A 13,840-nucleotide genomic window follows, 5' to 3' on the forward strand; every position below is an offset into this window, starting at 1 on the left:
GCGCGTCCTCGTGGTCGCCCGCCATGGTGGCGGCGCGGGCCAGCAGCAGCCGCACCTCCGGCAGCAGGATCGCCCGCCGCAGGCGTTCCAGCTCGGCCACCGCCTCCTCGGCCGCCGCCCGCGCCTCCGCGACCAGGCCGACCGACAGCAGCAGCTCGGCCCGGTCGGTCAGCAGCCAGCCCAGCTGGTGGGTGCGCAGCTCCCGGAACCGGGCCTCGGCCTGGTCGAAGTAGCGCAGCGCGGTGGGCACGTCGCCGCGCGCCCCCATCACCCAGCCCAGGTTCCCGCGCGCGATGGCCAGCGACAGGTCCAGACCGAGCTCCCGGCAGAGCGCCTCGGCCTCGCGGAAGTCGGTCTCGGCGGCGGCGAACTCCTGCCGGTAGCCGTGCACGATGCCCCGGTTGGACAGCACCCGCTGCAGCCACAGGTGGTCCTGGGCCCGGCGCAGCACCGGGATGGCCGCCCGGTAGCCGGCCAGCGCGTCCGCCCGCCGCCCGAGGTGGTTGAAGACCGCCGCCTTCTGCGCCTCGGCGCGGGCCCGCAGCACGCCGTGCAGGCCGGGCAGCAGCTCCTCGATCTCCCGCAGCGCCTGCCGCGGCCGCCCGCCGACGCTGGTCACGAACGCCAGCCGGAGCCGGGCCTCGGCCGCCAGCTCGGGCGATCCCGCCCGCTCGGCCAGCCGGATCGCGGCGTTCAGGTGGCGGCTGGCGGTACCCAGGTGGTTCAGGTGCACCGAGGCGATGCCCATAGCGCGCCTGGCGGTCGACTCGGCCAGCGGGTCGCGGGCCGCGCGCGCCCGCCGGGCCAGGGTGGCGGCGAAGGCCACCGCCCGCTCGGGATCGGCTTCGGCCAGCGCCAGGGGGTCGTCGACCGTGGTCGTCGTCATCACCCGGATTTCTCAGGCGGGATTCTCCGAGAGATGTATCAAATCCGGGTGGCACGCCTCCGTCAATAGAGCAACCGATCAATAGCAGCCGATCGATACCGTCAGGAGCGAATCATGGCGCAGACGCCAGAGATATCGGAGAACGTCCATCGCGGCGCCCTCGGGGCGTGGTGGCAGGACCAGATCGTCGTCGACCTGCGCCACGCGGAACTCGTCCGCGAGCGCCTGGTCAAGGTGGCCGGCCTCGCCTGGCGGGAGCTGCGGGCCAGCCAGGAGCTCGGCCTGGCCCTGGTCGAGCTGCCCGGCCTGGCCGACGCCGCCGCGTCCTTCCGCGCCGACCTCGCGCTGGTCCGGGCCGCCCAGGCCAGCCGCCAGCTCGCGTACGGCCCCGACGCCTCCGTGCCCGACCTGGACCTGGTGATGTTCGCGCTGCGCAAGAGCTTCTCCGACGAGTTCGAGGGCTGGGTCCCCACCTGGGGCAAACACCGGCTGATCGACGGCGTCGCCGGCTCGCCGTACACGGGAGGCGGGGAGGACCGGCCGACCCCGTGCCCGCCCGTGGCGATCCCGCCGGCCACCGGGACGGGGCTCCGGGTCGGCGTGCTGGACACCCGCCTGGTCGCGCACCCGGCGCTGGACGGGCGCTGCGACGTCCCGGCGGACGCGATCTTCGAAGGGACGGCGCCCTACCCGTCGCTCGCCGGGCACAGCGCGTTCATCTGCGGTGCGATCCTCCAGGAGGCGCCGGACGCGCGCCTGGTCGTCCGCGCCGTGCTCGACGACCACGGCGTCACGGTCTCGTCCTGGGACGTCGCCGAGGCCATGATGAGCTTCCACGGCAAGGCCGACATCCTCAACATGTCCTTCGGCTGCGTCACCGCCGACCACTCCCCGCCGCTGGTGCTCAGCCGGGCCATCGAGCGGCTCAGCGGGAGCATGGTCCTGGTGGCCGCCGCCGGAAACCACGGCATGCGCCAGCCGGCCTCGCCGGGCGAGCCCAAGTTCTCCGTGGTCACCGCCAGGACGCCGGTGTGGCCCGCCGCGTTCGACGAGGTGATCGCGGTCGGCGCCACCCACGACGACACGATCACCGTGAAGGCGCCCTTCAGCCCCGACCTGCCCTGGGTGGACGCCGCGGTGGACGGCGTGGACGTGGTCAGCACCTACTTCACCGGCCTGGTCGAGATCGTCAGGCCGGAGCTGGGCGGCACCCGCACGCCGATGGGGACGGAGACCTTCGACACCGGATTCGCCCGGTGGAGCGGCACGTCGTTCGCGGCCGCCCGGTTCTCCGGCATGATCGCCCGGCGCGCCGGGGAGCCGGGGCTCGACCTCAGGACCGCCTGCGCCCAGGTCGTCGCCGAGCACCGTCCGCCCACGAAGTGATTCGCCGTGACGGTGGTCGGGGCTGGCCGGGGCCTGCCCTGACCGCCGCTCGGGGTCGCCGGGAGGGGCGTCTCCATGTCAACGATCCATTTACTGCTGTTAGCTGTTCCGCTGCTCGGGCAGGATGGGTGCCATGCGTGAGCACCCGTCCGATGATGAGTTGATGGCCGAGCTGGCCGCGCTCTTTCAGGCCGTCGACGGCGTGCCCGCCGAGGTGCTGGAGATGGGCCGGGCTGTGTTCACCTGGCAGCACGTGGACGCCGAGCTGGCCGAGCTGACCTACGACTCCTGGCGCGGCGATCCCGCGCCGGGAGTGCTGGTCCGGGCCGAGGTGGCCGCCCTGCGCGACCTCGCGTTCGAGACCAGATCCGGCGTGCAGATCGAGATCGGGGTGACCGGCGACGCGCTGCAGGGCCAGCTGATCCCGCCCCGGTCCGGGGAGGTGCGGGTGGTGCTGGTGTCCGGCCGGGACGCCAGCGCTCCGGTGGACGAGGTCGGCGGGTTCACCATCCGCCCGATCCCGCCCGGCCGGTTCCGGCTGCACTTCCGCACCCCGGACGGGGTCAACGTGGTGACCGCGCCGATCTCACTGTGAATATCGCTGTGATCAGATCCAGCTGCTGAACAACATGCGGCGGAACCACTCCTCGTGCGGGATGTTCTCGGCGGTGAGGACCGGCTGCAACCACCAGAAGTTGGCCAGCGCGAACAGGGTGAACACCCCCACGATCGCGGCCCCCACGGCGCGCCGGTTCGGCGGCGCGTCGGCGGGCCCGATCAGCAGCCCCGCGGCCAGCACGATGGCCAGGATCAGGAACGGCAACATCGGCAGCGCGTAGAACAGGTACATGGTGCGGTTGTCGGCGATCGCGAAGTAGAACCACGGCAGCCAGCCGACGGCGTAGGCCAGCAGCACCGCGCCGCCGCGCCAGTCCCGGGTGGCGGTGTACCAGGCGATCATCGCGATCAGGGCGAGCAGGCCGCCGTACCAGATGACCGGGGTGCCGACGCTGAGCACCGCCTGGTTGCAGGAGGCCACGTCGCAGCCGGGGGCCTGCTCGTTGAAGAACAGCACCGGGCGCTGCAGCAGCGGCCACGACCAGGGCCAGGACTGGTAGGAGTGCGAGGTCGCCAGGCCGGTGTGGAAGCTCAGCGCGGCCTGCTGGTAGCCGAACCAGGACCGGAAGGAGTCGATCACGAAGAACACCGGGCCGTGCGCGGTGGCCTGGTCCCAGTTGCGGCCGTAGCCGCCCGCAGTGGCGAACCAGCCCGCGAACGACAGCACGTAGAGGACACCGGGCAGCACGAACGTCCAGGCCGCCGTCAGCGGCAGATCCCGCCGGTACGCCCCCGCCAGCGGCCGGCGCAGCCCGATCGCCCGCCGCGCCCCCATGTCCCAGATGAACACCATGACGGTGAACGCCACGATGTAGAAGATCGCGGTCCACTTGGTGGCCAGGGCCGCCCCCAGGCAGAGCCCGGCCGCCAGCCGCCACGGCCGGTACCCCAGCTGGGGCCCGAGTTCCTCGAGATCGGCTGATTCGTACCAGGCGACCAGCCGTTCCCTGGTGCGATCCCGGTCCACGACCAGGCAGGCGAACGCGGCCACCAGCCAGAATGTCAGGAATATGTCCAGCAGCGCCGCCCGGGACAGGGTCAGGTGCAGCCCGTCGATGGCCAGCAGGAACCCGGCCAGCGAGCCGAGCAGGGTGGAGCGGGTCATCCGGCGGGCGGTCCTGGCCAGGATGAGGATCGACAGGGTGCCGAGCAGGGCGGCCATGATCCGCCAGCCGAACGGGTTCACCCCGAACATCAGCTCACCGAGGCCGATCACCCACTTGCCCAGCGGCGGATGCACCACGTAGTTCGCGCACTCCGAGACCGTCGGGCAACTCGCGAACACCTCGCCGCCGTTGAGCAGCGGGATGTTCGGCTCCTCCACCGACTTGCGCTCCACGCCGAATTTGATCAGTGAATACGCTTCTTTGGCGTAGTACGTCTCGTCGAACATCACCGCGTGCGGAGTGCCCAGGTCACGTAGCCGGAGGTAGGCCCCGAAGGCCGTGACGAGCAGTGGTCCCGCCCACCCCCACAGAACGCTGTCCTGGAATGGCGGTAAAAGGCGGTCGCGCGCCGACGGTGATTCTGCCATTAGGCAATGGTATTGAGGTTGCTGAGGTGAATTGACCCTCTTATGGGGTATCGGGGGCGCGGCGACACGTCCGAATCGTGGACAGAATCGGATCAGGGCCGGTCCCTCCGTAGACTGGGCGGGTGATTTCCCGTATCGACCTGCGCGGCCCGCTGCCGCGGGACCTGCGCGACGTGCTGCCCCGCGCCGACCTCGACGTGGAAGCCGCCCTGGAGAAGGTGCGGCCGATCTGCGAAGACGTGCGCCATCGCGGCGCGGCAGCCGTACGGGAGCTGACCGCGCGATTCGACGGAGTGGATCTGCCCACCGCGCGCGTGCCCGCCGAGGCCCTCGCCGCCGCCCTGGCCGGGCTCGACCCCCAGGTCAGGGCCGCCCTGGAGGAGGCCATCCGGCGCACCCGCCTGGTCCACCGCGACCAGCGCCGCGCCGACGTGACCACCACCGTCGTCCCCGGCGGCACCGTCACGGAACGCTGGATCCCGGTCGAGCGCGTCGGGCTGTACGCGCCGGGCGGCCTGGCCGTCTACCCGTCCAGCGTGATCATGAACGTGGTCCCCGCCCAGGAGGCCGGCGTGTCCTCGATGGCCGTGGCCTCGCCGCCGCAGGCCGACGGGCTGCCGCACCCGGCCATCCTGGCAGCCTGCGCCCTGCTCGGGGTGGACGAGGTCTACGCCGTGGGCGGCGCCCAGGCGATCGCCATGTTCGCCTACGGCACCGCGGACTGCCCGCCCGTCGCCATGGTCACCGGACCTGGCAACATCTGGGTGGCCGCCGCGAAACGGCTGCTCAAGGGCCGGATCGGGATCGACGCCGAGGCCGGGCCCACCGAGATCGCGGTGCTCGCCGACGCCACCGCCGACCCGGTGCACGTGGCCGCCGACCTGATCAGCCAGGCCGAGCACGACCCGCTGGCCGCCGCCGTCCTGGTCACCGACTCCGAGGACCTGGCCGAGGCGGTCGAGAAGGAACTCGCCGCCCAGATCACGGCCACCCGGCATGCCGAGCGGATCTCGGCCGCCCTGACCGGCCGCCAGTCCGGCATCGTGCTGGTGTCCTCGATCGACGACGGCCTGCGGGTCGTGGACGCGTACGCGGCCGAGCACCTGGAGATCCAGACCGCCGACGCCGCCGCCGTGGCCGCCAGGGTGCGCAACGCCGGCGCCGTCTTCGTGGGGGCGTTCGCGCCCGTCTCGCTGGGCGACTACCTGGCCGGGTCCAACCACGTGCTGCCCACCGGCGGCTGCGCGTGCCACTCCTCCGGCCTGTCCGTCCAGACCTTCCTGCGCGGCGTGCACGTGATCGACTACACCCGCCCGGCGCTGGCCGAGGCCGCCCGGCTCGTGTGCGCGCTCGCCGACGCCGAGGACCTGCCCGGTCACGGCGCCGCCATCCGTGCCCGCTTCGACTGGGAGATTCCGGCCTCGTGACCACTCTTGACGACCTGCCCATCAGGGACGACCTGCGGGGCAAGCAGCCCTATGGGGCGCCGCAGCTCAACGTGGCGGTGCAGCTCAACACCAACGAGAATCCGTACCCGCCGTCGGCGGCGCTGGTGGCGGATCTGGCCGAGGCGATCCGGCGGGGCGCGGCCTCGCTCAACCGCTACCCGGACCGGGACGCGGTGGAGTTGCGCAAGGATCTGGCCGACTATCTCGGGCACGGGCTCACCGGCGGGCAGCTGTGGGCCGCCAACGGCTCCAACGAGATCCTCCAGCAGGTGCTGCAGGCGTTCGGCGGGCCCGGGCGGTCGGCGATCGGGTTCGAGCCGTCGTACTCGATGCATCCGATCATCGCCTCCGGCACCAGCACCCGGTGGATCGAGGGCGGGCGCGAGGAGGACTTCTCGCTCGATCCCGACCGGGCCGTCGCGCTCATCGAGCGGCACCGGCCCGACGTGGTGTTCCTGACCTCGCCGAACAACCCGACCGGGACCGCGCTGCCACTCGCGGTGATCCAGCGGGTGCTCGAGGCCGCGCCGGGCATGGTGGTGGTGGACGAGGCGTACGCGGAGTTCGCCAGGGCCGGCACCCCGTCGGCGCTGACCCTGCTGCCCGGGCGTCCCCGGCTGATCGTGACCAGGACCATGTCCAAGGCGTTCGCGCTGGCCGGGGCCCGGGTCGGGTATCTGGCCGCCGACCCCGCCGTGATCGACGCGCTGCTGCTGGTGCGGCTGCCGTACCACCTGTCCACGCTGACCCAGGCCGCCGCCCGGGTGGCCCTGGCGCACCGCGACGAGCTGCTCGGCACGGTGGACGCGCTGCGCGCCGAGCGGGACGCGACCGTGACCTGGCTACGGCAACGTAACCTGACAGTTGCTGACAGCGACTCAAATTTCGTGCTATTCGGTAAGTTTCCGGATCGGCATGCGGTGTGGGCGGGGATTCTCGACCGCGGGGTCCTCATCCGGGAGACCGGTCCCGACGGGTGGCTGCGCGTTTCCATCGGCACACAAGATGAGATGGCGGCCTTCCGCGCCGCGCTGGAGGGGATTCTCTGATGAGGGTCGGACGGATCGAACGCGCCACCAAGGAGACCTCGGTCCTGGTCGAGGTCAACCTCGACGGGACGGGGGAGGTCGACGTGTCCACCGGGGTCGGGTTCTACGACCACATGCTCGCCCAGCTCGGCAAGCACGGCCTGTTCGACCTCACCGTGAAGACCGAGGGCGACCTGCACATCGACTCGCACCACACGATCGAGGACACCGCCATCGCGCTGGGCGCCGCGTTCCGCGAGGCGCTGGGCGACAAGTCGGGCATCAGGCGGTTCGGCAACGCGTCCTGCCCGCTGGACGAGGCGCTGGCCGAGGTCACCGTGGACCTGTCCGGGCGGCCGTATCTGGTGCACAGCGAGCCGGACGGCATGGCGCCGATGATCGGGCCCGACTACGACACCACGCTCACCCGGCACATCCTGGAGTCGTTCACGGCGCAGGCGGCGATCTGCCTGCACGTGCGCGTGCCGTACGGCCGAAACGCCCACCACATCGTGGAGGCGCAGTTCAAGGCCCTGGCCCGGGCGCTGCGCGCGGCCTCGGAGCCGGACCCCCGCGCGGTCGGCGTGCCCAGCACCAAGGGAGTCCTGTGAGCAAGCGCGTCGTCATCCTCGACTACGGCTCGGGCAATCTGCGCTCGGCCGAGCGGGCGCTGGCCAGGACCGGCGCGGAGGTCACCGTGACCGCCGACTACGAGACGGCGCTGGAGTGCGACGGCCTGGTCGTGCCCGGGGTCGGCGCGTTCGCGGCCTGCATGGCGGGGCTGAAGGGCGTGCGCGGCGAGCGGATCGTGGGCCGCCGCCTGTCGGCCGGGCGGCCGGTGCTGGGCATCTGCGTGGGCATGCAGATTCTGTTCGAGAAGGGCGTCGAGCACGGCGTGCACACCGAGGGCTGCGGCGAGTGGCCCGGCACGGTGGAGCGCCTGGACGCGCCGGTGCTGCCGCACATGGGCTGGAACACCGTCACCGCGCCGCCGGAGTCGGTGCTGTTCCGCGGCCTGGACGCGGGGACCAGGTTCTACTTCGTGCACTCTTACGGAGTCCGGACGTGGGAGCTCCAGGCCGGGCCCGGGTTCACCCAGCCGCTGGTCACGTGGGCGGAGCACGGGGTGCCGTTCGTGGCCGCCGTGGAGAACGGGCCGCTGATGGCCACCCAGTTCCACCCGGAGAAATCCGGCGACGCGGGCGCCTTACTGCTCGCCAACTGGCTTACCACCCTGCCATGAGCCGCTTATGAGCAAGGAACGAGCCAAGCGCAGGGCCGTCCGTGAGGCGGAACGGGAGCGGCTGGCCGCTGTCAGGGCTCGCCGCGAGGCCCGCGCGACCCGCCGCAGGGAGCTGCGCGGCCGGCTCGCGGCCGCGCTGCCCAAGCCGATGCGGGTGGCCAGGCAAGGTGGCTACCTGGCGCGGCGGCGGCGCGCCCAGAACGCCGTGATGGCAACGCTGTGGTTCCTGATCCAGGTCCTGGCCTGGATCCTGCTGGACACCTGGATGGCCAGGCTCGCCGTCTTCGGGGTGTCGCTCCTGCTGATCCCGGTGCTCGTCACCGTCTTCTTCGACCGGAGGTCGTGAAATGTCTATAACCGGGTCGCTTGTGTTGCTCCCCGCCGTGGACGTGGCGGACGGCCAGGCGGTTCGCCTGGTGCAGGGTGAGGCGGGGTCTGAGACCTCCTACGGCGACCCGCTCGCCGCCGCCCTCGCCTGGCAGGACGCCGGAGCCGAGTGGATCCACCTGGTGGATCTGGACGCCGCCTTCGGCCGGGGCACCAACCGGGAGCTGCTCGCCGAGGTGGTCGGCAAGCTGGACGTGCAGGTGGAGCTGTCCGGCGGCATCCGCGACGACGCCTCGCTGGCGGCGGCGCTGGCCACCGGCTGCCGCCGGGTCAACATCGGCACCGCCGCGCTGGAGAACCCCGACTGGTGCGCCAAGATCATCGCCACCCACGGCGACAAGATCGCCGTCGGCCTGGACGTGCGCGGCACCACGCTCGCCGCCCGCGGCTGGACCGAGGAGGGCGGCGACCTGTGGGAGGTGCTGGACCGGCTTGAGGCCGACGGCTGCCCCCGCTACGTGGTCACCGACGTCACCAAGGACGGCACGCTCCGCGGCCCCAACCTGGACCTGCTCCGCGACGTCTGCGCCAGGACCGACCGGCCGGTGATCGCCAGCGGCGGCGTCTCCTCGCTGGACGACCTGCGGGCCCTGGCCACCCTGGTCCCCGACGGCGTCGAGGGCGCCATTGTCGGCAAGGCCCTGTACGCCGGGCAGTTCACGCTGGAATCGGCGCTCGCGGCGGTGCGCGCATGATCCCCGCCACGCGTATCGCCTCCGGCGGCCCCTGGGAGGACCGCTACGGCTACTCCCGCGCCGTGATCGCCGGCCCGCACGTCCTGGTCTCGGGGTGCACCGCCGTGGTGGGCGGCGAGGTCCAGCACCTCGGCGACGCCTACAACCAGACCATCACCGCCTTCGGGATCGCCCTGGACGCCCTGGACCGGGCCGGGGCGAGCCGCGACGACGTGGTCCGCACCCGGCTGTACGTGGTGAACGTGGCCGACTTCGACGCGGCCGGCCACGCGCACGGCCACATCTTCGGCGAGGTCCGCCCGGCCTGCACCAGCATCCAGGTGGCCGGCCTGGTCGACCCGCGGATGCTGGTCGAGGTCGAGGTCGAGGCGTACCTGCCATGACGGTCGCGGTGCGGGTGATCCCCTGCCTGGACGTGGACGCGGGCCGGGTGGTCAAGGGCGTCAACTTCGAGAACCTCCGGGACGCGGGCGACCCGGTGGAGCTGGCCCGCCGCTACGACGCGGAAGGCGCCGATGAACTGACATTTCTGGACATCACCGCGTCCAGCTCGGATCGCTCGACCATGTACGACGTGGTCCGCAGGACCGCCGAGCAGGTCTTCATCCCGCTCACCGTCGGCGGGGGAGTGCGCGCGGTCGAGGACGTGGACCGGCTGCTCCGGGCCGGCGCCGACAAGGTGGGCATCAACACCGCCGCGATCGCCCGTCCCGAGCTGCTGCGCGAGGCGTCCTGGCGGTTCGGCGCCCAGTGCGTCGTGCTGTCCGTGGACGCCCGCCGGGTGGTGGACGGGCCGCCCACGCCGAGCGGGTTCGAGGTGACCACGCACGGCGGCCGCCGCGGCACCGGCATCGACGCGGTCGAGTGGGCGGCGCGCGGCCAGGAGCTGGGCGTGGGCGAGATCCTGCTCAACTCGATGGACGGCGACGGCACCAAGGACGGCTACGACATCGAGATGATCGAGGCGGTCCGGGCCGTGGTGACGGTCCCGGTGATCGCCTCGGGCGGGGCGGGCAAGCCGGCCGACTTCCCGCCCGCCGTCGCGGCGGGCGCGGACGCGGTGCTGGCGGCCAGCGTCTTCCACTTCGGCGAGCTCAAGATCGGCGACGTGAAGGACGCTCTGCGCGCCGCCGGTCACCCCGTCAGGTGAGACTCAGCGGCGGCTGATCACCGCGTCGCCGCAGGCCGCCTCGGTCTGGGCGATCAGCTGCTGCAGCGTCTCCGGCAGCGCGGCCAGCGACTCGCGCAGGTAGCGCGGGTTGGCGTCCCAGAGCACGAGCTGCCCGCCGCCGGTGGCGACGATCAGGCCGAACAGCACGCCGTCCTGCATCCGCATGGGCTGGCGGCGTTCGATCGCCAGGTTGAGGCGGCCGACCGGCCAGGCGGCCGTGTTGGCCGCCACCGGCGCCTGCACCTGCTTGGCCAGCAGGCGCCGCCCCGGCGGGTGCAGCAGCCCCGCCTCGGTCATCCGGGCGGCGATGTCGGCGTGTGCCGTACGGGCCAGGAAGAGCAGCCAGGTGCCGACCGGGTGGGTGGGCTCGGCCTGGATGTGGTCGAGCGCGAACTGGGTCGGCGCGTCGCCGGTCTCGGCCGGGTCGACCACGGCGAGCTGGATCTGGCCCGGCACCAGGCGCACGGTGACGCGCCCGGCCAGCATGAGCTCGCCGAGGACGGCGGCGGCCAGCCCGAGACCGGTCAGCCGCGGATGCAGACGCCCGCGCCCCGTGACGTCGTCGTGCATGACGAAATACAGATCGTCAGCCAGACGCGATGCTGGAAGATCACCCTCAGCCACGTTCGGTGATGTTATCGGCGAATTGTTAATTCTGTCAGTACGGCGCTGGAGTTCGGTCACGGGAATTTCGCCGACGCGCCCGCGCGAACCCGTGGAATAAATGTGTTTTCAGCGACTTTTGGGTGATAAGTCCAATTTTGTGTGCGTGGTGGTCAAGTGACGCTCCGTAGCGGATACTGGGATGAGCGGGCTGACAAGGTGTCGGCCTGATCCTCGACTCAGGGATGGGGCCTGGGCACGCGTGACAGGCGTGCGCAAGCCCACCCCTCGACCACATTCGTTCTGTCCGGGCTCAGCCCCGGACCGAGTCGCAAAAAAAGACCCGTGAGGCGAGCTCACGGGCCGGGTCAGATCACCCTAGAACCTGCGTGAAGAAGGTCGCCAACTGCGTGGCACCTGTGTTGATCGTGTCGAACACGCCCGTCACGGCCGCGGCCGCGGCGGACGGCTGCGTGTAGAGATAGAAGACCACGAACGCGATACCCGCATACGTGAGCACCTTCTTGACCTGCATCAGGGGGCCTCCTGCGGTCAGTTTCCCGCTGCTATGTACCCGGCAACCCGAATGATCATAACTAGCCGGGAAGAGAGGAGGACCTTCCGCCCGCCCTTAGGACGCTGACTTCTCGCTGACTGGCCCTGACCGGCGGCTACCGACTGGCGGCTACGACCCCGTGAACAGGGAGTTGAAGAACTGCGCCAGAGAGTTCGCCCCGGTGCCGATGCCGTCCATCACGCCGCGCACGGCGTTCGCCGCCCCTTCCGGCTGGGTGAACAAATAGAAGACCACGAACGCGATGGCCGCGTAGGTCACCAGCTGCTTGACTTTCATGGAGGGGCTCCAACCGTGATGCGCGCTGCCCTCATGCTGCCCCATTTCGGCCGCAACCGTAGGGGATTTGCGGAGATCATCCCAGGCCCGCAACTCGCCCGCGCGCCGGAAATTTCCCGTCATCGGGTGAAACGCCTGCCCCAGGGTCGCGTGGATGAACCATTCATCGAACATGGCTCGCGCATGATCGTATGCTGGCCTCGCGCACCGCATGTGGACGCTGCACCCTGGCGTATTCCGCGGCCGGGTTCCGGTCCGGCTACCTGAACGTCCACCAGTTCATCCTGGAAAGGGCAGAAACATGTCGGAGACGCTCACCTCCGGATTCGCCGGGCGGCTGATGCACCTCGTCGAGGAGCTGTTCGGGGGCTTCTCGCCGGTGGCCCTGCGCACCTGGGACGGCGGCTTCGCCGGGCCGGCCGGAGCGCCCGTGGTGGTCCTGAGATCGCCGCAGGCGCTCCGGCAGCTGCTCTGGAGCCCGGGAGAGCTCGGCCTGGCCCGGGCGTACGTCACGGGGGATCTCGACGTGGAGGGCGACCTGGCGGAGGGTTTCCGGCGGGTCTGGGCGAGCCGTGGCGCCAAGCCGGGCAAGGCCGCTCTGGCGCGGGCGCTGCGGGCCATCCCGGAGGTGCTCGGGCCGCGCCCGCCGGTCCCCGCCAGCGAGGCGCGGCTGCGGGGTAAGCGGCACGCCCGGGATCAGGCGTTCCACTACGACCTGCCCAACGAGTTCTACGAGCTGATCCTGGATCCGTCCATGGCGTACTCGTGCGCCCGCTGGGCGCCCGGCGACTCGCTGGCGGACGCGCAGCGCCGCAAGCTCGACCTGGTCTGCCGCAAGCTGAACCTGCGGCGCGGCGACCGCCTGCTCGACGTGGGCTGCGGCTGGGGCTCCATGATCTTGTACGCGGCCCGCGAGTACGGCGCCCGCGCCACCGGCGTCACCGTCTCCCGCGAGCAGCGCGCCTTCATCCGGACCAAGAGCGCCGGGGTCGAGGTGCGGTTGCAGGACTACCGGGACATCACGGGCGAGCCGTACGACGCGATCTCGTCGATCGAGATGGGCGAGCACGTCGGCGAGGAGAACTACCCGGCCTTCGCGGCCACCCTGTTCCGGATGGTCAAGCCGGGTGGCCGGGTCGTGGTCCAGCAGCGCTCGCGCGGCGCCGGTGAGCCCGGCGGCGGGCCGTTCATCGAGCGCTACATCGCCCCCGACCTGCACCTGCGCCAGGTCGGCGAGACCATCGCCGTCTTCGAGGAGGCCGGGTTCGAGGCCGTGCACGTGGAGAGCATGCGCGAGGACTACGCCCGTACCGCGCACGCCTGGCACGAGACCTTCGAATTCCGCTACGACCGGGCGGTCGCGCTGGTCGGCGCGGAGCTGGCCCGGGTCTGGCGGCTCTACCTGGTCGGCGGCGGCCTCGCCTTCGAGCGGGGCCGGATGGGAGTGCACCAGATCACGCTGGCCCGTTGACAACCACTCCCGCGCCGCCCGCGTCTGGTGAAAAGCTCGGAAAAAACGCGGAGGGGAATGCCGATGGAGCAGCAACAGGGCGGCTTGAGCATGTTGCAGGCCGTGGTGGCGATCGTGCTGATCGTGGTGTTCGCGGCCGTGCTGGTGGTGCTCGGGTTCCTGCGCGACGACGAGCACTGGGACCGCCTGGTCTACCTGCTCGGCGGGCTTGAGGCGATCGTGTTCGCCGGGGTGGGCGCGCTGTTCGGCAGCTCCATCCAGCGGGCCGGGACCGCCGCCGCCCGCCAGGACGCGGCCGAGGCCAAGGAAGAGGCCAAAACCGAGCGGGAACGCGCTCAGGGCCTGCAGGAGGCCGCCACGAACGGGGCGAACCTGGCGGCGGCCGTGCAGATCGCCGCGGCGGGCGAACCGGACGCGCGCCGGGGCGCCCGCCCGGACGCGGCGGCGCGGCCGTCCGACGGCCGGTTGGGGGACCTTGCGGCATACGCGCAGAGGCTGTTTCCTGGCGTCTAGGGGC

General features: G+C 71.6%; 17 protein-coding genes. 12 read left to right on the forward strand and 5 right to left on the reverse strand.

Annotated elements, in window-relative coordinates:
• The coding region (locus Aple_RS03345) for a tetratricopeptide repeat protein (RefSeq protein ID WP_155342954.1) at positions 1-886 on the reverse strand (886 nt) is incomplete at its 3' end.
• A 114-nt stretch (positions 887-1,000) separates the two neighbouring features.
• Between Aple_RS03345 and Aple_RS03350 the strand changes: the two genes are divergently transcribed.
• Together Aple_RS03350 and Aple_RS03355 are read left to right on the forward strand one after the other, a co-directional pair.
• Positions 1,001-2,272: a S8 family peptidase gene (locus Aple_RS03350; RefSeq protein ID WP_155342955.1), complete on the forward strand. Its 1,272-nt coding sequence runs from the start codon at positions 1,001-1,003 to the stop codon at positions 2,270-2,272.
• 133 nt (positions 2,273-2,405) lie between these two features.
• Positions 2,406-2,867 carry a hypothetical protein gene (locus tag Aple_RS03355; RefSeq protein WP_155342956.1) on the forward strand — a complete coding sequence of 154 codons (462 nt, stop codon included), beginning with the start codon at positions 2,406-2,408 and terminating at the stop codon, positions 2,865-2,867.
• Between the two features lie 12 nt (positions 2,868-2,879).
• On the opposite strand, the gene Aple_RS03360 is transcribed toward Aple_RS03355, so the two are convergent.
• Positions 2,880-4,424, reverse strand: coding sequence for a dolichyl-phosphate-mannose--protein mannosyltransferase (locus tag Aple_RS03360; protein WP_155342957.1), 1,545 nt, complete (start codon positions 4,422-4,424; stop codon positions 2,880-2,882).
• Between the two features lie 122 nt (positions 4,425-4,546).
• On the opposite strand from Aple_RS03360, the gene hisD reads away from it, so the two are divergent.
• Genes hisD through hisF form a run of 8 tightly spaced genes read left to right on the forward strand, consistent with a single transcriptional unit; the run spans position 4,547 to position 10,375 of the window.
• On the forward strand, positions 4,547-5,851 hold the full coding sequence (gene hisD / locus Aple_RS03365; protein WP_155342958.1) for a histidinol dehydrogenase: 1,305 nt from the start codon (positions 4,547-4,549) through the stop codon (positions 5,849-5,851).
• Complete coding sequence (locus tag Aple_RS03370; protein WP_174889782.1) at positions 5,848-6,921, forward strand: histidinol-phosphate transaminase; 1,074 nt, start codon at positions 5,848-5,850, stop codon at positions 6,919-6,921. Before hisD ends, Aple_RS03370 begins: the two co-directional genes overlap by 4 nt.
• Positions 6,918-7,511: an imidazoleglycerol-phosphate dehydratase HisB gene (gene hisB / locus Aple_RS03375; RefSeq protein WP_155342959.1), complete on the forward strand. Its 594-nt coding sequence runs from the start codon at positions 6,918-6,920 to the stop codon at positions 7,509-7,511. The genes Aple_RS03370 and hisB overlap by 4 nt, the downstream gene beginning before the upstream one ends.
• Complete coding sequence (hisH, locus tag Aple_RS03380; protein WP_155342960.1) at positions 7,508-8,143, forward strand: imidazole glycerol phosphate synthase subunit HisH; 636 nt, start codon at positions 7,508-7,510, stop codon at positions 8,141-8,143. The genes hisB and hisH overlap by 4 nt, the downstream gene beginning before the upstream one ends.
• Positions 8,144-8,150: 7 nt before the next feature.
• Positions 8,151-8,489: a hypothetical protein gene (locus Aple_RS03385; RefSeq protein WP_155342961.1), complete on the forward strand. Its 339-nt coding sequence runs from the start codon at positions 8,151-8,153 to the stop codon at positions 8,487-8,489.
• A 1-nt stretch (position 8,490) separates the two neighbouring features.
• The gene (gene priA / locus Aple_RS03390; RefSeq protein ID WP_155342962.1) at positions 8,491-9,225 is read left to right on the forward strand and encodes a bifunctional 1-(5-phosphoribosyl)-5-((5-phosphoribosylamino)methylideneamino)imidazole-4-carboxamide isomerase/phosphoribosylanthranilate isomerase PriA; all 735 of its coding nucleotides are present in this window, start codon (positions 8,491-8,493) and stop codon (positions 9,223-9,225) included.
• On the forward strand, positions 9,222-9,608 hold the full coding sequence (locus Aple_RS03395; RefSeq protein ID WP_155342963.1) for a RidA family protein: 387 nt from the start codon (positions 9,222-9,224) through the stop codon (positions 9,606-9,608). The genes priA and Aple_RS03395 overlap by 4 nt, the downstream gene beginning before the upstream one ends.
• Positions 9,605-10,375, forward strand: coding sequence for an imidazole glycerol phosphate synthase subunit HisF (gene hisF / locus Aple_RS03400; protein ID WP_155342964.1), 771 nt, complete (start codon positions 9,605-9,607; stop codon positions 10,373-10,375). Before Aple_RS03395 ends, hisF begins: the two co-directional genes overlap by 4 nt.
• A gap of 3 nt (positions 10,376-10,378) precedes the next feature.
• On the opposite strand, the gene Aple_RS03405 is transcribed toward hisF, so the two are convergent.
• The 3 genes from Aple_RS03405 to Aple_RS53085 form a co-directional block, all read right to left on the reverse strand.
• A complete protein-coding gene (locus Aple_RS03405; RefSeq protein ID WP_155342965.1) occupies positions 10,379-11,020 on the reverse strand; it encodes a GOLPH3/VPS74 family protein in 642 nt (213 codons plus the stop codon).
• Between the two features lie 352 nt (positions 11,021-11,372).
• Positions 11,373-11,534, reverse strand: a complete 162-nt coding sequence (locus Aple_RS51790) for a hypothetical protein (protein ID WP_170321267.1) — start codon at positions 11,532-11,534, stop codon at positions 11,373-11,375.
• 150 nt (positions 11,535-11,684) lie between these two features.
• Positions 11,685-11,852, reverse strand: coding sequence for a hypothetical protein (locus Aple_RS53085; protein WP_170322588.1), 168 nt, complete (start codon positions 11,850-11,852; stop codon positions 11,685-11,687).
• 301 nt (positions 11,853-12,153) lie between these two features.
• Between Aple_RS53085 and Aple_RS03415 the strand changes: the two genes are divergently transcribed.
• Both Aple_RS03415 and Aple_RS03420 read left to right on the forward strand, forming a co-directional pair.
• Positions 12,154-13,323, forward strand: coding sequence for an SAM-dependent methyltransferase (locus Aple_RS03415; protein WP_155342967.1), 1,170 nt, complete (start codon positions 12,154-12,156; stop codon positions 13,321-13,323).
• Positions 13,324-13,386: 63 nt separating this feature from the next.
• Positions 13,387-13,836: a hypothetical protein gene (locus tag Aple_RS03420; RefSeq protein WP_155342968.1), complete on the forward strand. Its 450-nt coding sequence runs from the start codon at positions 13,387-13,389 to the stop codon at positions 13,834-13,836.
• The last annotated feature ends 4 nt before the right edge of the window (positions 13,837-13,840 follow it).

This window comes from Acrocarpospora pleiomorpha, from assembly GCF_009687885.1.
In the GTDB taxonomy this organism is placed as follows: Bacteria; Actinomycetota; Actinomycetes; order Streptosporangiales; family Streptosporangiaceae; genus Acrocarpospora; species Acrocarpospora pleiomorpha.

Excerpts from the sequence above, each read along its gene's own strand:
- Aple_RS03350 (WP_155342955.1), top strand. The coding sequence starts at position 1,001 with ATGGCGCAGACGCCAGAGATATCGGAGAACGTCCATCGCGGCGCCCTC.
- Aple_RS03355 (WP_155342956.1), top strand. The coding sequence starts at position 2,406 with ATGCGTGAGCACCCGTCCGATGATGAGTTGATGGCCGAGCTGGCCGCG.
- Aple_RS03360 (WP_155342957.1), bottom strand. The coding sequence starts at position 4,424 with ATGGCAGAATCACCGTCGGCGCGCGACCGCCTTTTACCGCCATTCCAG.
- Aple_RS03385 (WP_155342961.1), top strand. The coding sequence starts at position 8,151 with ATGAGCAAGGAACGAGCCAAGCGCAGGGCCGTCCGTGAGGCGGAACGG.
- priA (WP_155342962.1), top strand. The coding sequence starts at position 8,491 with ATGTCTATAACCGGGTCGCTTGTGTTGCTCCCCGCCGTGGACGTGGCG.
- Aple_RS03395 (WP_155342963.1), top strand. The coding sequence starts at position 9,222 with ATGATCCCCGCCACGCGTATCGCCTCCGGCGGCCCCTGGGAGGACCGC.
- hisF (WP_155342964.1), top strand. The coding sequence starts at position 9,605 with ATGACGGTCGCGGTGCGGGTGATCCCCTGCCTGGACGTGGACGCGGGC.
- Aple_RS51790 (WP_170321267.1), bottom strand. The coding sequence starts at position 11,534 with ATGCAGGTCAAGAAGGTGCTCACGTATGCGGGTATCGCGTTCGTGGTC.
- Aple_RS53085 (WP_170322588.1), bottom strand. The coding sequence starts at position 11,852 with ATGAAAGTCAAGCAGCTGGTGACCTACGCGGCCATCGCGTTCGTGGTC.
- Aple_RS03415 (WP_155342967.1), top strand. The coding sequence starts at position 12,154 with ATGTCGGAGACGCTCACCTCCGGATTCGCCGGGCGGCTGATGCACCTC.
- Aple_RS03420 (WP_155342968.1), top strand. The coding sequence starts at position 13,387 with ATGGAGCAGCAACAGGGCGGCTTGAGCATGTTGCAGGCCGTGGTGGCG.